Source organism: Veillonella parvula, from assembly GCF_042850485.1.
GTDB lineage: Bacteria > Bacillota > Negativicutes > Veillonellales > Veillonellaceae > Veillonella > Veillonella parvula_Q.
This window is the reverse complement of sequence record NZ_AP031417.1, coordinates 1,043,123-1,062,625: the sequence shown is the minus strand read 5'-3', so window position 1 is coordinate 1,062,625 and position 19,503 is coordinate 1,043,123. Positions and strand designations below refer to the sequence as shown.

General features: G+C 37.6%; 16 protein-coding genes and 1 riboswitch. Of the genes, 14 read left to right on the top strand and 2 right to left on the bottom strand.

The features are described 5' to 3' along the window. Positions 1 to 5: 5 nt before the first annotated feature. The 4 genes from holA to ACGHIY_RS04745 all read left to right on the top strand — a co-directional run bounded on the left by holA (position 6) and on the right by ACGHIY_RS04745 (position 5,628). The gene (gene holA, locus ACGHIY_RS04760; protein WP_004697054.1) at positions 6 to 983 is read left to right on the top strand and encodes a DNA polymerase III subunit delta; all 978 of its coding nucleotides are present in this window, start codon (positions 6 to 8) and stop codon (positions 981 to 983) included. Between the two features lie 2 nt (positions 984 to 985). After that, complete coding sequence (locus tag ACGHIY_RS04755) at positions 986 to 4,777, top strand: PolC-type DNA polymerase III (RefSeq protein WP_390525759.1); 3,792 nt, start codon at positions 986 to 988, stop codon at positions 4,775 to 4,777. A 126-nt stretch (positions 4,778 to 4,903) separates the two neighbouring features. Beyond that, positions 4,904 to 5,113, top strand: a complete 210-nt coding sequence (locus ACGHIY_RS04750; protein WP_021148165.1) for a hypothetical protein — start codon at positions 4,904 to 4,906, stop codon at positions 5,111 to 5,113. A 56-nt stretch (positions 5,114 to 5,169) separates the two neighbouring features. Further along, entirely contained in the window at positions 5,170 to 5,628 is a 459-nt protein-coding gene (locus ACGHIY_RS04745; protein WP_390525758.1) for a hypothetical protein, read from the top strand. A 90-nt stretch (positions 5,629 to 5,718) separates the two neighbouring features. Here ACGHIY_RS04745 and poxB read toward each other — a convergent pair whose 3' ends face one another. Further along, positions 5,719 to 7,461: a ubiquinone-dependent pyruvate dehydrogenase gene (poxB, locus tag ACGHIY_RS04740; RefSeq protein ID WP_278621926.1), complete on the bottom strand. Its 1,743-nt coding sequence runs from the start codon at positions 7,459 to 7,461 to the stop codon at positions 5,719 to 5,721. A gap of 293 nt (positions 7,462 to 7,754) precedes the next feature. After that, positions 7,755 to 7,870, top strand: a riboswitch (FMN riboswitch). Between the two features lie 67 nt (positions 7,871 to 7,937). Between poxB and ribD the strand changes: the two genes are divergently transcribed. The 9 genes from ribD (at position 7,938) to ACGHIY_RS04695 (ending at position 17,461) form a co-directional block, all read left to right on the top strand. Beyond that, complete coding sequence (gene ribD, locus ACGHIY_RS04735; protein ID WP_287525468.1) at positions 7,938 to 9,152, top strand: bifunctional diaminohydroxyphosphoribosylaminopyrimidine deaminase/5-amino-6-(5-phosphoribosylamino)uracil reductase RibD; 1,215 nt, start codon at positions 7,938 to 7,940, stop codon at positions 9,150 to 9,152. Then, complete coding sequence (locus ACGHIY_RS04730) at positions 9,133 to 9,789, top strand: riboflavin synthase (RefSeq protein WP_390525757.1); 657 nt, start codon at positions 9,133 to 9,135, stop codon at positions 9,787 to 9,789. Before ribD ends, ACGHIY_RS04730 begins: the two co-directional genes overlap by 20 nt. Before the next feature lie 15 nt (positions 9,790 to 9,804). Then, entirely contained in the window at positions 9,805 to 11,007 is a 1,203-nt protein-coding gene (locus ACGHIY_RS04725; RefSeq protein WP_101928288.1) for a bifunctional 3,4-dihydroxy-2-butanone-4-phosphate synthase/GTP cyclohydrolase II, read from the top strand. Positions 11,008 to 11,083: 76 nt separating this feature from the next. After that, positions 11,084 to 11,545 carry a 6,7-dimethyl-8-ribityllumazine synthase gene (gene ribE, locus ACGHIY_RS04720; protein WP_101928287.1) on the top strand — a complete coding sequence of 154 codons (462 nt, stop codon included), beginning with the start codon at positions 11,084 to 11,086 and terminating at the stop codon, positions 11,543 to 11,545. Between the two features lie 198 nt (positions 11,546 to 11,743). Beyond that, positions 11,744 to 12,622 carry an Hsp33 family molecular chaperone HslO gene (gene hslO, locus ACGHIY_RS04715; protein ID WP_012864385.1) on the top strand — a complete coding sequence of 293 codons (879 nt, stop codon included), beginning with the start codon at positions 11,744 to 11,746 and terminating at the stop codon, positions 12,620 to 12,622. Between the two features lie 109 nt (positions 12,623 to 12,731). Further along, on the top strand, positions 12,732 to 13,526 hold the full coding sequence (mtnP, locus tag ACGHIY_RS04710; RefSeq protein ID WP_004695866.1) for an S-methyl-5'-thioadenosine phosphorylase: 795 nt from the start codon (positions 12,732 to 12,734) through the stop codon (positions 13,524 to 13,526). Between the two features lie 42 nt (positions 13,527 to 13,568). Next, on the top strand, positions 13,569 to 14,633 hold the full coding sequence (gene mtnA / locus ACGHIY_RS04705; RefSeq protein ID WP_101928285.1) for an S-methyl-5-thioribose-1-phosphate isomerase: 1,065 nt from the start codon (positions 13,569 to 13,571) through the stop codon (positions 14,631 to 14,633). A gap of 175 nt (positions 14,634 to 14,808) precedes the next feature. Further along, the gene (locus ACGHIY_RS04700) at positions 14,809 to 16,053 is read left to right on the top strand and encodes an adenosylhomocysteinase (RefSeq protein ID WP_004697218.1); all 1,245 of its coding nucleotides are present in this window, start codon (positions 14,809 to 14,811) and stop codon (positions 16,051 to 16,053) included. Between the two features lie 118 nt (positions 16,054 to 16,171). Further along, positions 16,172 to 17,461: an amidohydrolase gene (locus ACGHIY_RS04695; RefSeq protein WP_390525756.1), complete on the top strand. Its 1,290-nt coding sequence runs from the start codon at positions 16,172 to 16,174 to the stop codon at positions 17,459 to 17,461. 70 nt (positions 17,462 to 17,531) lie between these two features. Here the strand turns inward: ACGHIY_RS04695 and ACGHIY_RS04690 are convergent, their stop codons facing one another. Further along, complete coding sequence (locus ACGHIY_RS04690; RefSeq protein WP_004697068.1) at positions 17,532 to 18,281, bottom strand: class I SAM-dependent methyltransferase; 750 nt, start codon at positions 18,279 to 18,281, stop codon at positions 17,532 to 17,534. Between the two features lie 149 nt (positions 18,282 to 18,430). On the opposite strand from ACGHIY_RS04690, the gene ACGHIY_RS04685 reads away from it, so the two are divergent. Further along, on the top strand, positions 18,431 to 19,369 hold the full coding sequence (locus ACGHIY_RS04685; RefSeq protein WP_390525755.1) for a DUF1848 domain-containing protein: 939 nt from the start codon (positions 18,431 to 18,433) through the stop codon (positions 19,367 to 19,369). The last annotated feature ends 134 nt before the right edge of the window (positions 19,370 to 19,503 follow it).

The following is a 19,503-nucleotide window of genomic DNA, read 5'->3' as shown; positions in this document are numbered from 1 at the left end:
GAAACATGGCACATATTCAACTCATTTATGGCGATGAGCCACAATTAATTGAAGAAGAGAAACGCAAATTTTTAAGTGCCTATCCAGACCTTCCAGTGACCGTATTAGACGATGAGGCGGGCCCACAGAAGATTAGTGAAAAGCTCTGTGAAGATTCACTCTTTGGGGATCAAAAAGTGTTTTGCTTAGTTAACTTGCCCATTATTCGTAAAAGCGGCAAAAATAGTGATGCTTGGGTCCCATTATATGAGCTCATCATGGAATATAATGGGGATAATCCAATTGTTTTGATTTATCATGACATGATAGATAAACGAATCAAGCAGAATAAAGAGCTTTTAAATAAAATACCGAATCTTGAATGCAAGCGCCTTGAAGGGGCAGACCTTGTGATGTGGATTCGTCAATATTGTACATCTCATGGCTTTAACATGACGCCTGATGCACAAGAATACGTAGCTCATCTCATCGATTTGTGGCAAGATGTACCTGTTTCTTTTATGAGAACTGAGTTTGACCGATATTTCTTGCAAATTACTGGGGAAAAAGTAATTACCAAAGAATTCCTAGAGGAAAATGGCAGTGACTATGGTGCTAAAAATATTTTCACCTTTAAAGAGGCTTTGTTGAAACGAGATATTGATACATTGCTTGAATTATTTCCGTTTATGTTCGGCTATAAAGAATTAGATCGTGCTATGAGCTATATTGAGGGGCAGTTACGTTTGCAGCTACTGGTTAGCGAATGTCGCCAAGCGGGAATGTCTGTTCAAGCCATACAAAACTTATGTAAGGACCATGATTCGTCATTTAAACCGTATCCGATTAAGCTAGCTTACGAAGCAAGTCCTAGAATTTCAGTTAAGGCCTTGCGAGCTTTATTAAAAGGGCTCTATGAGATTATTTTAGATAGTCGTAGTAGTAAGGGCGATATTTGGCGATTTAGAGATTTATGTATTACCTATTGTGGGTATAAAGGATAAAAATGAAAGTACGTTATCGTGTTGTACCAAAACGGAATAAGAAATCATCCTTCTATGTGAACTGTCATAGCCAACATGTGACGATTCAAGCAGCAGACTCTGCATTTTCCACATTGCTTAGTCTACGTGAAAGGTTGTCTGCATGGTATAAGGAAAAAAATATCTCTTTTGATGATATTCCAACAAATACAGATACAGCTTGTTGCTTTGCTTGGAAAGTAGATACTGAAACGGGTGAAGGGTTAGATACCTATTATTATGGCGGTGGCTGTGGTGCTGGTGAATGGATTGAAGCGGCTGAAGCACAACGTGAAGCTGAAGAGGCTAAAAATCAAGAACCTAGAGGCAAGTCTTTTGCGGGTTATGACCAACAAGATGAATATGATGATGTAGACGAAGATGATTTTGCCCCATTTGTAGAAGCTATTGAATTAGGCTATTTCAACAATAGTCCAGTTGTTGTGTCTCGTTCTAATCATACGGCTGCCGAATCTAGCAGTAGTGATACTATCGCATCTGTGAGTAGTACACCTAAAGCAAGCAAAGGCTTTGGACCTAAAAAAACTACAAAATCTACGGCTAAAGGAAGTGAAGGGGATGGTAAATATCCTCGTCGTGTACCAAAGGATGCACCTACTGATGAAGGCATGATTTTAGGACCTAAAATTGAAGGGGTCACATCTAAAATCATGGGGACCTTGGATACACCTAGTGTAATTTTTGAAGGTGTCTTTGTTGGTTTAGATAAACGTGATACTAAGACGGGTAAAAGTATCGTTAACGGCAGCATTGTAGATGATACAAATAGCATTAAATTTATCAAGTTTACGAACAGTCCTGAAGAAGGGGATGAATTATTAAAACAACTAAAAGGCTTACAACGGGTTCGCGTACAAGGTAGTGTCAGCTTTGATGATCGTTTTGACAAGGATTATATCCTTTCTATTCGCAGTATTGAAGCAATAGAAACTACTAGTGTGGAACGAACTGAAAATCGTCCGGACTCTCGTGTGGAACTCCACTTACATACTAAGATGAGTGATAAAGATGCTCTCGTATCTGTAAAAGACTTGTTTAAAACAATTAAAAAATGGGGTCATCCTGCGGTGGCTATTACGGACCATGGCGTAGTACAAGCCTTCCCAGAAGCGCAAGCTCTTGGTAAGGAGTTAGGTGTTAAAGTTATCTATGGTGTAGAAGGTTACCTCATCGAAGATGAAACGGTAATAAAAGATGAAGAGCCTGTACTAGATAAAAAGAAAAAGAAAGAAAAAGATAAACGTTACCATATTATTTTATTAGCTAAGAATATGGTTGGTTTGCGTAATTTATATAAAATGATTTCCATTTCTCACCTTGAACATTACAAAGTTCGTCCGCGTTTGCCTCGCTCCGTTATTGAAGAACATCGTGAAGGTATTATCATCGGTTCTGCCTGTGAAGCAGGGGAGCTTATGCAATCCATTGTTCGTGGAGCTACAAAAGAAGAGCTTTTGGAAGTAGCATCCTTCTACGATTATCTTGAGATTCAACCACATACTAACAATACGTTTTTGGTTCGTAAAGGTCTCATGCCCGACGAGCAGGCACTTATTGATATGAATAAGACCGTTATCGAATTAGGAGAAGCCTTAAACAAACCTGTATGTGCTACTTGTGACGTTCACTACCTGACACCAGAAGAAAAAATTTATCGTGAAATCATGTTAACTGCATGTGGTTATCCAGATGCAGACGAACAGCCAGATTTACATTTACGTACTACAGATGAAATGCTTGCGTCCTTCCCTTATTTAAGCGAAGAGAAAGCATACGAAGTAGTCGTTACTAATACACGTGCTATTAATGATAGCATTGAAGATATTAAGCCAGTGCCTGATGGTACATATTCACCTAAGATTGAAGGTGCTGACGAAGCTTTCACAGAAATGTGCTATAGAAATGCGAAGGCTATTTATGGTGATCCATTGCCTCGTGTCGTACAAGAACGTCTCGATTATGAATTAGATTGTATTATTTCCAATGGCTACGGCGTATTGTATTACATCGCTCATAAGTTGGTAAAAAAATCTCTTGATGATGGGTATCTCGTAGGTTCCCGTGGTTCCGTTGGATCTTCCTTTGCAGCAACCATGTCTGAGATTACAGAGGTAAACCCATTACCGCCTCATTATGTATGCCCTAACTGTAAATATTCAGAATTCTTTGAAAAGGGTGAATATGCAGGGGGCTTTGACTTGCCTCGTAAAGATTGTCCTAAGTGTGGTCATCCATTACAAACAAATGGTCACGATATTCCGTTTGCTATCTTCCTTGGTTTTGAAGGTGATAAGGTTCCAGATATTGACCTTAACTTCTCTGGTGATTACCAAGCAAAAGCTCACAAATATACGGAAGAACTATTTGGCCGTGATAATGTATTTAAAGCAGGTACAATTGGTACTATAGCTGATAAAACTGCTTTTGGTTATGTTAAAAAGTACGCCGAAATTAGAGATATTCAAGCTCGTAATGGTTTCTTTGAACATTTAGCAAAGGGCTTTACAAATGTGAAGAATACTACAGGCCAACATCCTGGTGGTATTATGGTATGTCCTCGAGATATGGATGTGCATCACTTTACGCCAATTCAACATCCAGCTAATAAAAAGGAAAGTGGCGTATTAACGACACACTTTGATTATCACTCCATTGAAGGTCGTATGACTAAGCTAGATATTCTGGGCCATGATGATCCGACCATTATTCGTATGTTAGAGGATTTGACTGGTATCGACGCCAAAACAATACCATTTGATGATCCAAAAACATTGAGCTTGTTCTCCTCTACAGAGGGGATTGGTTTAACACCTGAGCAATTGCAAGGTGACCAAGTAGCTAGCTTGGCTGTTCCAGAATGTGGCACGAAATTCGTACGGGGCATGCTTGAAGACTCTCGTCCCCAAACATTCTCTGATTTAGTTCGTATTTCTGGCTTTTCACATGGTACAAACGTATGGCTTGACAATGCGCAAGATCTCATTAAAAATGGTACTTGTAAGTTGAATGAAGCCATTTCAACTCGTGACGACGTAATGAACTTCTTGATTCATCGGGGCATGGATAGAAAGCATAGCTTCTTTGTAATGGAAAACGTGCGTAAAGGTAAGGGTATTGAAAAACGAAATAAACAAGGGCAAGCTACGACGGAATTTGAAGCAGAAATGCGTGAAAACAATATTCCTGAATGGTTTATTGAATCTTGTAAAAAAATTTCCTATCTATTCCCACGGGCCCATGCAGTAGCTTACGTAATGATGGCTTTCCGTATTGCTTGGTTTAAGGTATATCATCCATTGGCATTTTATGCAGCATATTTCTCCATTCGCGCGAAAGCCTTCGACTTACGAATCATGACAGGAGACCTTAAAACACAATTGACCGAGTTTAACCGTATCAAGGCTCTTGATCGTGCTGCCAGCCCTAAAGACAAGGACCTTATGAGTGCCTTGGAAGTATCTATGGAAATGTATCAACGAGGCTATCGTTTTATTAATGTAGATATTCAACATTCTGAAGCTAGACGCTTTAGCATTAAGGATGGAGCTTTATTGCCACCATTCTTAGCTATTGATTCACTTGGTGAAACAGTGGCTGATGCTATCGTCGAGGAAAGAAATGAACGTCCATTTACATCTCTAAAAGACTTACAACGCCGTTGTAAAGTATCAAATACCATCATTGATCTTATGAAAGACCTCAAATGCTGTGGTGAACTACCTGAAGATGAACAAATGTCACTCTTTGGGGCATAATTTAATACAAAAAAAACTACATACAAAGTAAGCACTATACACCTAAAGAGGAATATAGTGCTTATTTTTATATATTTTGTTACAATACAGTTAATATATATCATTGATACTAGGGAGTGTTGGAATATGATAGAGCGACTTCAAAATCAAGTGGATGAAATAGAACTTTGGGATGTTGAGTTAGAGGATATGCCTAATCTAGAAGCATCAGATATTCCAGGAGTATACTTTAACGAATTCCGAGAATATGTTGATGAAGAGGGGAATATACTGTCCCCATCAGAGGTCGATCGATTACGGTATAAAGGTGACTACGAGGACGATTATTATAGATAGAAATAATTAAAATGTCATATTTATATTATTTTTATATTACAGTGAGTGGGTTAGTTATGAGAGTTCCAATATATGAAGCTTTAGCACACTATAAAAGAAATGAAATGTTACCTTATACAGAGTATTTTGGTTTGGGATTTTTTACGGATATTTCATTGGCTGAATCGACAATAGCTGAGTCTAAAAAATTAGTTGGGTTTTCTGATTTAAATGATAATTCTTTTTCTATAACAACTCACTATTTAAATGATTGTGCTCATATAGGTGATGATATTAACTATGAAATAGTAAATAACAAAATTTATGGTGTTTGGTATGATTACGATATAGATTCATATTATTCCAGTTCTGGACACATAGGTTTATTTAGCACTTTAGAATATGCAGAGAAAGCATTAAAGTGGTATAAAACATGGGATATCTTTAAAGTACATGGATTAGAGTATTTAGGAATAGACATAATTACTCTTAATTTAAGAGGGTGGACTGAAGGTTTTATAACAGTATATGATTAAAATTATGTAATAAAAGAGGTATCATCAAATGATGACACCTCTTTTTTGAAAGTTTTGCAGTTTTAAATATTTGGCAGATTTAGTAAAGTTTTAGTATAAGGATTTATATTTCATCCAGTTTGTTTTGGCCATTTCTTTAAGTTCTGTACCACGGCCATCAAGGATTGCATTGATCAAGTATTTGCTGAAGCCTTTAGCTTGTTGGTAAGCAATCTTCGGAGGCATTGCAAGTTCTTGTTTGTCCACGCGAACATTAACGATGACTGGACCATTATGGTTAAGGGCTTCCATGATTTTTTCATCAACTTCGCTAGAGTTATGAATGCTCACACCTTTGATACCAGCAGCTTCAGCAAGTTTACCGAAATCTGGATTTACAAAGTCTGTAGCGTAGTCTAGATAGCCGGAAGCTTTCATTTCCATAGCGATAAAGCTAAGTTCTTCGTTATTGAATACAAAGATTTTAATTGGTAGATTCAATTGTTTTAAAGTCAGCATTTCGCCCATCATCATTGTAAAGCCACCGTCACCAGAGAGGGAGATGACTTGACGATTAGGACATGCATTTTGAGCACCGATGGCGTGCATCATAGCATTAGCCATGGAGCCGTGGCTAAAGGATCCTAAAATACGGCGTTTACCATTTGTTTTTAGATGGCGAGCAGTCCAAATAACTGGAGTACCTACGTCAAAGGTAAAGATCGCGTCTTCTGCTGCTAGTTTATTGAGGCGATTTACGAAGTATTGAGGGTGAATTGCTACACCATCTGGCTCGGCAACGGCATAACTATCTAAATCACCTCTAAATTTAGTGTACGCTTTACGCACTGTGTCGATAAATTCAGTATCACCACGTTGGCCTACAAGAGGTAATAATTCTTTTAACGTATCTTTTACAGTACCAATGATACCTTGTGTAAGAGGTACGCGACGACCTAAAGCGCTAGGATCTCTATCTACTTGTATTACTTTCGCATTTTCTGGATAGAATGGACGGTAAGGGAAGTCTGTACCAAGCATTACCAATGTATCACATTGTTCAATAGCACGGTAGCCAGATGTATAGCCTAATAGGCCAGTCATACCTACATCATATGGATTATCCCATTCAACCCATTCTTTACCTCTGAAAGCATGTACAACCGGTGCTTGTAAGCGTTTTGCTAATTCTACTACTTCGTCATGAGCACCTTCACAGCCAGCACCACAGAATAGGGTAATACGTTTGCCTGTTTCTAAATGAGCCGCCATTTCTTCAATATCTTCTCGTTGTGGAACGATATGAGGTAAACGAGGTGGGTTCCACACAGGTAATTCATCAATTTCCATTTCCATAACTGCAACGTCTCCAGGAAGAACGATAACAGCAACATCTTGGTTACCAACAGCAGCGTTCATAGCACGGAATAGAATTTCCGGCATTTGCTTAGGATTGGATACAAGTTCGCAGAAACAAGAACATTCTTTGAATAGATTTTCTGGATGTGTTTCTTGGAAATAGTTCAAACCTACTTCAGATTGAGGAATGTGAGAAGCAATGGCCAATACTGGAACACGATTGCGATGACAGTCGAAGAGACCATTAATTAAGTGTAAGTTGCCAGGACCAGAGCTACCAGCACATACAGTTAGTTTATGAGTTAGGGATGCTTCTGCACCGGCAGCAAAGGCTGCTGTTTCTTCATGTCGTACATGTTCAAAAGCAATTTTACCATTGCGGCGTAAACTATCATTTACAGAGTTTAGACTATCTCCAGTGATACCGTAAATGCGTTCGATGCCCGCATTGGCTAAGACTTCTATAAGTACATCAGAAATTCGTTTTTTTGCCATATTATCACCTATATTTAATAATTACTATCATTAAAATATGGTTATTCAAACCATATATACTATATTAGACTTGTTTAACTTGTAATTATGTGATAAAAGTTACTATTTACTGTATACATAGTTTATATATGTTTATATTAAAAGTAAATATATATTATTATTTATATTATTCTAGTATTTGTGTTCTAAAAATTATATTTTAATCAAATTATTTAATATTCTTTCTCAATACAAAACTATTATTCTTGCATAACATTAATAAAAGTGTTACTATTAATTCATAAACAAAATAGATAAGTCTTTGGGGATAGGTGAAATTCCTTACCGGCGGTAAAGTCCGCGAACCTTTTTGGTATGAATCGGTGCAATTCCGATACCGACAGTAGAGTCTGGATGAGAAAAGACGAGGCACATTTGTTGTGCGCATTTATGATGACCCAAGGACTATGTAATAGTCCTTTTTTTATTGAGGTGATATGGTGGATGACGTAGTATATATGAAGCGCGCCATTGAACTGGCAAAATTAGCCACAGGTCACACCTCACCAAATCCTTTGGTTGGTGCTGTTGTGGTAAAAGATAATACAATAATCGGTGAAGGTTATCACCATAAAGCTGGTACAGCTCATGCTGAGGTGCATGCACTAAATCAAGCAGGTGATAATGCCAAAGGTGCTACTTTATACGTAACATTAGAGCCATGTTCCCATTATGGAAAAACACCACCTTGTGCGCTTCGTATCATTGAGGCTGGTATAGCTAAAGTAATAGTAGGTAGTACGGATCCAAATCCACTAGTTTCTGGAAAAGGAATGGAGTTACTTCGTGAAGCAGGTATTGAGGTTGTTTGCCCCGTATGTAGTGATGAATGTGCTGAACTAAATGAGCATTTCTTTACCTATATACTGACAGGTAAGCCTTTTGTCACTCTAAAAAGTGCTATGTCACTAGATGGGAAAATTGCTACATCTACTGGACAATCTCAATGGATTACAAATGAGTCCTCTCGTCGTGATGGACATGTGTTGCGTGCCACGCATGATGCCATGCTCGTTGGAATTGGTACAATTTTGGCAGATAATCCACAGTTAAATTGTCGTTTAACGGATAGTGAATTATCAGATGCGTTATTAGATAAAAGCATACTTGATGAACCGATTACGATTCATCAACCAAATGTAATTATCTTGGATAGTCTTGGTAGAACACCTACTACTAGTCGTGTCTTTGAAATAAATAATCGCAAGATTCATATATTCGTATCTAAAGGTTGTCCTAAGGATCGGATACAAGCCTTAGAACAAGTTGGTGCTCAAGTAACCGTAGTAGAATCTATTTCTACTCGTAAAAGCAAGAGCACAGACATTGTCATAGATATTAAGAAATTATCTATCGATGATATTCTTACAAAACTAGGTGAACTAGGTTACACATCTATTCTTGTTGAAGGTGGATCTGCAATTATCAGTTCCTTTGTGGAAACGAAGAACTTTGATAAGGTCGTAACATATATTGGAAATACCATTATTGGTGGTAACGATGCAACACCTGCTGTAGGAGGTCGAGGTTTTGAAAGTTTAGAGGTTTCACCGCAATTAACTTTTACCAAGACTAAAGTATTAGATAATAACATTCGCATTGAAGCGTATCGTCAAGGAAGGAGGGGCACTTATGTTCACGGGAATCGTTGAAGAAATCGGCCGCATCGAGAACATTAAAAAGGGCCCTAAATCCTTAGCCATAACAATTCGAGGAGAAAAAATTTTTAGCGATTTAAAAGTTGGTGATTCCGTAGCTGTTAATGGGGTGTGCTTGACGGCCACAACGATTGGCAATAGTATATTTACAGCGGATGTGATGCCAGAATCCATTAAGATGACTACGTTTACTAATTTGAAAGTCCATCAACCAGTCAACTTAGAGCGAGCTATGCTTGCTAATGGTAGATTTGGTGGTCACATTGTGGCAGGCCATGTAGATGGTACAGGTCGTATTATTAATCGTGAACAAACCGATAATGCCATTATCTTTACTATCGAGGCTCCAAAATCCGTTATGGATTATGTTATCTATAAGGGCTCTATTACCATCGATGGAATTAGCCTCACAATTATGCGACGAACAGAAAGTAGTTTTTCCGTCTCTATCATTCCTCACACTTTGAGTGAAACTATTTTAGGTTTTACTCATATTGGAACAGAGGTCAATTTAGAAACGGATATTGCTGGACGATATATTCGTCATTTTATGAATCTTGGTAGTGAACCTACCGAAGAAAAGCCTAAAAATTCTATGCAATCTCTCTTAGTAGAGAATGGATTTATATAAGTAAGGAGCGTTCCTATGAGCGAACAATTACATTCTATTAATGAAGTCTTACAAGACCTTAAAACTGGTAAACCTGTTATTATCGTTGATGATGAAAGCCGTGAAAACGAAGGTGATCTTATCATTGCTGCAGAGTTTGCGACGCAAGAAAACATTAACTTCATGGTTAAATACGCTCGCGGTATCGTATGTACGCCTATGCGCCGCGAAGCGTTAGAAAAGTTTGGCATTCCTGCAATGGTTACTAAAAATACTGATAACCATGAAACTGCTTTCACTGTTACTGTTGACCATGTAGATACTACAACCGGTGTATCTCCAGCAGAGCGTGCCTATACAATCCAAAAATTATTAGATCCATCTGCAAAACCTCAAGATTTTCGCCGTCCAGGTCATGTGTTCCCACTTGTCTATAAAGAGGGAGGCGTATTGGTACGACAAGGTCATACAGAAGCATCTATTGATCTTTGTCGCCTAGCAGGGTTACAAGAGGCTGCCGTTATTTGTGAAATCACAAAAGATGATGGCGATATGGCACGTTTACCGGATCTTATGGAATTTGCTAAAGAACATGACTTAAAAATAGCTTCTGTGGCGGAACTTATTGAATACCGTAAACAACATGAAGATATGGTTGAACTTGGTGCATGCTCTAAATTACCTACTAAGTTTGGTGATTTTAGTATCTTTGTATTTAAGAATGAATTAGATCATAAAGAGCATTTAGCTATCGTAAAGGGCAATGTTAAAGATTGTAGCGATGTGCTTGTACGTATTCATTCTGAATGTTTAACAGGCGATGTATTTGGTTCTAAGCGCTGTGATTGTGGTGAACAATTAGACAATGCGTTGCGTGCTATTGAAAAAGAAGGCAAAGGCGTTGTAGTATACATGCGTCAAGAGGGCCGAGGTATTGGGCTGACTAATAAAATTAAAGCCTATGCATTACAAGAACAAGGCCTTGATACAGTAGAGGCGAATGAGCAATTAGGTTTCCCTGCAGATATGCGTGAATATTCTTTGGCGGCACAAATTATACGCTTTTTAGGTATTAATAGTATTCGCTTATTAACTAACAATCCAGAAAAACGTCATGGCTTAGAACATTGGGGAATTAATGTGACTAGTCGTGTACCACTTATTATTGCAGCAAATAAATTTAATGCAGGCTATTTGAAAACAAAAGAAGAAAAAATGGGTCATATGTTAGAAGACTAATAATGGTCTATCTTCAATTTAGAATGTTTTTATCACACATAGAAAATCTATGTACGGAATATAGGAGGTCATCATAATGGTAGTTCAAGAAGGTAATTTGTTAGGTTCTGGTAAGAAATTTGCTATTATTGGTTCTCGTTTTAATGAATTCATCACGTCGAAATTAATTGGTGGAGCAGAAGACTGCTTATTGCGTCATGACGTTAAACAAGAGGACATTACAGTAATCTGGGTTCCCGGTGCTTATGAAATTCCATTGATTGCTAAAAAAGCTGCCTTATCTGGTCGTTATGATGCAGTTATTTGTGTAGGTGCAGTTATTCGTGGTTCTACTACTCATTATGATTATGTATGTAATGAAGTAGCAAAAGGCATTGCCCACGTTTCATTAGAAACTGGTATTCCAGTTATGTTTGGTGTAGTGACTACTGAAAACATCGAGCAAGCTATCGAACGCGCTGGTACAAAAGCGGGTAATAAAGGTTATGATTGTGCTATGGGTGCAATCGAAATGGTTAACCTTATCGATCAAATCTAAGAACTGTATATATAACACTCAGTATCTCATGGTACTGGGTGTTTTTATATCATCGAAAATATGTTCTTTTAACTTTAAATCAGACTAGACGAACATATATTCTCTATTATTGAAAGTTAAATATTTGACATGATATACTATATAAGCAATATAAATATAATATCTTATATAAAATAAGTAGAAATAAGGAATGATAGAATGGATTATATAAAACGTTTTACAACCCGAGAAGGGGTTCGTATGTCTTTAGCTGTAACAACCGATACAGTTGAAACAGCTCGTGTACGTCATGATTTATGGCCTGTAGCAACAGCTGCTTTAGGTCGTGCTATGACGGGAGCTATTTTATTGGCTGGTGATTTTAAAAACCATGAAAACGTAAGTCTTCGTATCAAAGGTGATGGTCCACTAGGTGTAGTTCATGTAGATGCATTCTCTGATAATACGGTTCGAGGCTATGTAGACGAGCCACATGTAGATGTACCTTTAAAGCATGCTGGTAAGCTTGATGTTGGTGCTGCCGTAGGTCATAATGGGGAAGTACAAGTTACACGATTTACACAATTGGCGCAAGACTATACTTCTACAAGCCCGATTCAAAGTGGTGAAGTAGCAGAGGATTTGGCATATTATTTATATGCATCTGAACAAGTACCGTCAACGATTAGTTTAGGTGTATTAGTAGATCCAGATTACCATACAGTTGTAGCTGGAGGTTTTATCGTACAAGCCTTACCGGATGCTACAGATGAAGCATTAGCACAAGTAGAAAAGAATATTAATGAACTTGGTCCTATTACAGAATATTTGAAAGCAAATCCAGATGGTAAAGGTCTTATGGAACGCGTTCTCGATGGTTTAACTGTGAATCAAGTATATAATGAACCAATTCATTTCCAATGTCGTTGTGGTCGTGATCGCTTTGCCAGTGTGCTAATGACATTACGTGAAGAAGATAAGAATGCTATTTTGGAAGATGACGTAACAGAGCTTGTTTGCCATTATTGTAATGAAAAATATCATTTCACACGTGAAGAGTTACAAAATATGTTCACTTCAAAAGGTCCAATTCAATAAAAACTTTATAATATGTAGAAAAAATACAGGCTACTAGGTTTTTCCTATAGCCTGTTTTTCTATTCTATGAGAAAATAAAAGATAGAGTTATTAATAATAGGAGGTTACAATGAGTGCAATTGGCGTAATTGGTGGTACTGGTGTTTATGATCCGTCCATCTTTGAAAATATTCATGAAGAATCCTTAGTGACACCATATGGTGAAATAGATTATGTACAAGGTACATACCATGGGAAAACTGTAATCTTTGTAGCTCGTCACGGCAAAGATCATACAATTCCTCCACACAAAATTAACTATCGTGCTAATATTTGGGGCCTCAAAAAACTAGGCGTTACATTTATTATCTCCACGACAGCAGTAGGTTCTTTAAATGAGAACTTTAAGCCAGGTCATTTTGTGTTGACTGACCAATTCTTAGATTTCACAAAGAACCGCATCACTACGTTTTATGAAGGCGGGGACCGTCCAGTGGCACATCTTGATGTAACAAATCCATACTGCCCTGAATTACGTAATATTCTTCAAAAGGTAGGTACGGAACAAGGCCTTACGATACACAATGGAGGTACCTATGTATGTACTGAAGGCCCTCGTTTTGAGACTCCTGCAGAAATCAAAATGTTCCACATGCTCGGTGGCGATACAGTAGGTATGACAAATGTACCGGAAGTAAATTTAGCGAATGAAGCTGAAATGGCATATGCTACGATCTCTATGATTACCAACTATGCAGCAGGTATTTCTGAATCTGCTTTGACACATGCGGAAGTTGTAGAAATGATGGGCAATATGGCGGCTCAACTAAAATCTCTTATCTTAGGAGCTATTGATGCAATCGATGTGGATGCTCGTTATGATGCTCATAATCGCATGCATGAATATGGTGGTTTTAAACTATAATCAACTCATAATGATACACAATAGTTCATCGAAGGAGAAGTTATGATTAATATTGAATGGCGTAAAGATACGCTGGTACTATTAGATCAAACTAAATTGCCTACTGAAATTACATACGTTCACTGTACAGATTGGCGCCAAGTGGCCGAAGCTATTAAAATGCTTCGCGTTCGTGGAGCACCTGCTATTGGCGTAGCTGCTAGTTATGGTCTCATTTTAGCTGCTATGGAAGCAGGACGTTTAGAGGCGCCATTTAGTGAACAACTTACAAACTTATATGAGTTTAGTGAGACCTTAAAAGAAACTCGCCCTACAGCAATCAACTTAGCTTGGGCTGTAGATCGTGTCATTTCTCTTGTGAAAACTAATGTTGACAGTATGTCCTCAATGAGTGAAGTAGTAGATCTCATTACAAAAGAAGCTATTATCATTCACGAAGAAGATGTGTCTTTGAATAGACGTATGGCCGAAGCAGGGGCTACATTATTTGAAGGTAAAAAGAATATTCGCATCTTAACTCATTGTAATGCTGGTGCACTAGCTACAGGTGGCCTAGGAACAGCTCTTGGTGTTGTTCGAAAATTACATGAAAACGGTCAATTAGAACGCGTATATGCTGATGAAACACGTCCATTATTACAAGGTGCTCGACTTACAGCCTTTGAACTTCACGAGGATGGTATTCCTATTACTCTTGAAACTGATAATATGGCAGCCTATGCGATGCAACATGGGTTAATTGATGCTGTTATCGTCGGTGCTGACCGCATCACTACAAAAGGGGATGTAGCCAATAAGATTGGTACCTATGGTGTGGCTGTACTAGCTAAATTCCACAATATTCCGTTTTATGTAGCCGCTCCTTATAGTACATTTGACTTTACTCTGGAAAATGGTGGAGATATTCCTATTGAGATGCGCAATGATGATGAAGTAACAGCTTTACACGGTGTTCAAATAGCCCCTAGTGGTATTGATGTACTTAATCCTGCATTCGATGTAACACCTCATGAACTTGTAACAGCGATTATCACCGAAGAGGGAGTATTGACTCCAAATTATGAAGAGTCAATCGGAAAGCTACGCCAGATTGTAGAATCTAAATAATCTATTATCTTAATGATTATCTTATTAAGAATTCTAAATATAAACAATATATTATCTATATAAGTAAGTATCTACAACGATATTAACAAAATTATATAGTATCAATAAATCTAAGTAGATTTACTATCAATTATTTATTTTATTGTATCTACTTGTATGAGTAAAAGGAGATATTATGCAATCTTTAATTAGAGACATAAATTTAGCAACAGAAGGTCGCAAAAAAATTGATTGGGTTTCTAACTTTATGCCTACATTAAACACATTAGGTGACCGTTTTGAAGCAGAACAAACTTTCAAAGGCCAAACAATTGTTGTTAGTGTTCACTTGGAAGCAAAAACAGCATACCTTGCGACTGTATTAAAACGCGGTGGTGCAGATGTAATTGTAACGGGCTCCAATCCGTTGTCTACACAAGACGATGTAGCTGCAGGTCTTGTAGATATGGGCATTACTGTATATGCTTGGTACGATTGTACTGATGAAGAATATTTTAACTTCCTCCATAAAGCACTTGATCATAAACCACATATTATCATTGATGATGGTGGTGATTTAGTAAATCTATTGCATACTACACGTCAAGATGCGAAAGAACGTTTGTTAGGGGGGAGTGAAGAAACCACAACAGGTGTACATCGTTTATATGCATTAGAGAACGCTAAACAATTAACATTCCCTATGATTGCTGTCAATGACTCTTACTGTAAATATCTTTTCGATAATCGCTATGGTACAGGTCAGTCCGTTTGGGATGGTATCATGCGCACTACGAACTTGACTGTAACAGGTAAGAACGTTGTTGTTGCTGGTTATGGCTGGTGTGGTAAAGGCGTTGCGATGCGCGCAAAAGGCCTTGGAGCACACGTATATGTAACTGAAGTAGATCCAATTAAAGCTATAGAGGCTGTATTTGATGGTTTCAAGGTATTGCCAATGATTGAAGCCGCTAAGGTTGGGGATATCTTCTGTACTGTAACAGGTTGTAAAGATGTTATTGTAAAAGAGCATTACAAAGTGATGAAAGATAAAGCTATCTTATGTAATGCTGGTCACTTTGACTGCGAAGTGAACGTTTCTGATCTTACTGAACTTGCTGTAAGCCACGAACGGGTTCGCCAAAATATCGAAGGCTATACTATGTCTGATGGTCGTAAACTCTATGTATTGGCTGAAGGCCGTCTAGTAAACCTTGCAGCTGGCGATGGTCACCCTGCAGAAATTATGGACTTGTCCTTTGCTATGCAAGCCCTTGCTGCAGAGTATATCTTGAAAAACGGTAAAGAAATGGATCCAAAAGTATACGTATTGCCTCATGAATTAGATGTGGAAATCGCTAAACTTAAATTGAACTCCATGGGCTATGACTTAGATTCTTTAACACAAGAACAAATCGATTATCTAACAAAAGTAAACTAATACTGTATTGAAATATAATGGTTTCTGTAATACATTTTGTATCTAAACTATACTAGCTTTCAAATTAAACAAATATAACCGAGCTATCATGGCTCGGTTATACCTATGAGGGAAGACTATGTCTGATTTATTGATTACTCATGTAGACGTCCTCACCGATGAGGGGGTTCTAAAAAATCATGCCATTGAAATTAATAATGGTTATATTACAGCTATTTTAAACGATAGTGAAGCTGAAAAGGTAAAAGTCTCTGCTAAGGAAGTACTAGACGGTAAAGGTCAATTGGCTACGCCAGGTCTTGTAAATACACATACTCATATTGCGATGGGTCTATTTAGAAACTATGCAGATGATCTTGAGCTTATGGAATGGCTTGAAACGGCTATTTGGCCAACAGAAGCAAAATTAAATGACGATTATGTACGGTACGGCACACAACTCGGTATTGCTGAAATGTTGCGCACTGGTACCACTACATTTAGCGACATGTATTTCTTTATGAATACTACTGCTGAGGTGGTAAAAGAAACAGGTATTCGCTCTGTATTGTCACGTGGCTTAGCCGGTGTATCCCCAACAGCAGATCAAGCATTAGTTGAAAATGCTGACTTATTCAGCACTTGGAACGGCTTTGATAATGACCGCATCAAAGTATTGCTTGGACCACATGCACCATATACTTGCCCTGATGATTATATGGAAAAGGTGATTGCCTTATCTCATGAATTAAATTGTGGTATTCATATGCACTTGTCCGAAACTAAAGGGGAAGTGGAGAATGTTATAAAAGCTACAGGTAAAACTCCTATCGCTCATATGCATGAATTAGGTCTATTCTGGAATACTACATTGGCCGCACACTGTGTTCATGTTACAGACGAAGATATGGCTATTATGGCAGAAAATAATGTATCAGTAGCACATAATCCGCAATCTAACCTTAAATTAGCTAGTGGTATTGCACCTGTTCCTGAAATGATTGCTAAAGGTATTACTGTTGGTCTTGGCACAGATGGTTCCGCTTCTAATAATAATGCTGATATGCTTGAAGAAGTACGCCTTGCAGCTACATTGCATAAAGCACGACTCTATGATCCTAAAGCCATTCCTGCACAAGCAGCTTGGAATATGGGCACTATAGAAGGCGCAAAAGCATTGGGATATACAGATCTTGGTGTATTAGCGAAAGGCTATCGTGCAGATATCGTGTTATATGACGTATCTGGTATGCACTGGATGCCTCGTTACAATGATTTAGCAGCTCTTGTATACTCTGCTAATAGCTCCGATGTAAATACTACAATTGTGGGTGGTAAAGTTCTTATGAAAGACAAAGAACTGCTTACAATTGATGAAGAAAAACTACGGGCAGAGATTGATAAAGCTCAGGTATATTTTAGTAATTAGCAGTCAATCTAAACACAAAACCCACTCATGATAATCATAGAGTGGGTTTTGTGTTATATATTATATAGATTTATTTAATTGCTTTCACCAAGAACATGGGTACAGGAATATAAAACTCGTCTTCCTCATTGTAAATACGCGGACCTACAGTTAGATCAATGGTAACAGAACTAGCACCTAATTTAGTAAGTAGTTCTTTATCCCATTGAGGTCGTGTATAAGACGAAATGTCGAGCATATGATAAATGGTATGACACCGTTCTTTTAATTCGTTGCTTACATGTTCATGGGCATGATGAACAGATTGTGGTACATTATGATGATTACGAGCATGTTCCGCATCATAGTTTAAAATCAAACCGCCTGGGCGAATGACGCGAAACCATTCGGCATAGGCTTTGTCAGGATGGGGTAAATTCCACGTTACATTTCTGGCCACAACGATATCAAAGGTATTAGTATCAAATCCTAGATTCTCTGCATCCATCACAGAAAAGGTTGCATCACAATCGAGGGACTCTGCTAGTTGATTTGCCTCATCTATCATATTAGGTGTAATATCAATGCCATGCACTGTATGACCAAGCTGAGATAGTATAATACTAAAAAAGCCGGCTCCACATCCAATATCCAATATTCGTAAAGATCTATCAGAATCAAATATATGACAAGTTAATTCTTCTCTCCATAATTTTAGTTTGGGACTTTCTAATTCTTTTGCACGTAAAGCGCCAAAATCGTGAGATCGATCTGCCCAATAGGCTGTAATAAATTCTTTATCATCCTTCATAGGATGGTTGCGTTCAAAAGTATCATTCATAATTTAGTTCTCCTCATATTCTATAGTATGTATAGTACCATAAAATAATAATGAACTATACAGCAAAAATCACATTAACTCCATAAATACTTACTATTAGATATGATATAATACTCCTATGTTTTTATTTTACTGAAAGGGCAGGGGCTATGATATTACAGACTGGGCAACGTACAGATATTCCTGCTTTTTATGGGCAATGGCTAATCAATCGTATACGTGAAGGTTTTGTAGATGTTCGTAATCCTTATAATCCCCTACAGGTGACACGGTATCCAATTAATCAAGAAGTGGTAGATGGTATTGCATTCTGTACAAAGAATCCTTTACCGTTTATTCCACTACTAAATGAAATTGTTGATTACAGACAATACTGGCATATGACTATAACGCCTTATGGAACTGATATTGAACCCTATGTGCCAACTTATGCGTCTATTATAGAAGGGTTTAAACATATTTCTAAACAGCTTAATTCTCAATCTATGGTGTGGCGCTATGATCCTATCATTTTAACTAATGAATATACTGTTGATTTTCATTGTGAAAGCTTTTACAAAATGGCTCAAGCCCTTAAAGGTTATACAGATACAGTTGTTGTTAGCTTTTTAGATATATTGGATAAGGTGGCTCAGAATTTTCCAGAAGGATATAGACCAAGTTTAGATGTTCAAACTAAGATCATTAAAGAATTTGTTTCCATAGCTCATTCCAATCATATGAATCTTAAAACCTGTGGAGAAAGGGATATCTTTAAAGAGTTTGGTGCTGATACAGAGGGGTGTTTAACCTTAGATTGTTATGAGAGGGCCTGGAATATAAAATTAAAAGCACCTAAACGCACACCAGCACGATTAGAATGTAATTGTTATTTACATGGTGATATTGGTGCCTATGATAGCTGTAGCCACTTTTGCCGTTATTGTTATGCTAATACTAATCAAGCAGTAGTTCGATATAATCGTTTACATCATGATCCAAATTCTAGTTTACTTATTGGAAGACTTTCAAAAAGAGAAATTATCAAAGAAAGTACGGAAAAGAGCTGGATTGTAAAAGAAACTGTAACACAGGATAGCTTATTTTAGAGAGAATTACGAGGAATTACTAAATTAAATGAATTGACTTATCGTGTAAAATAGATACCAAAGGGGTTGTCAAGCAGGTATCTCAGGAATATAAGAGAGTGTAAATGTATTTTTTGTTTAGTTTAAAAGGAGGT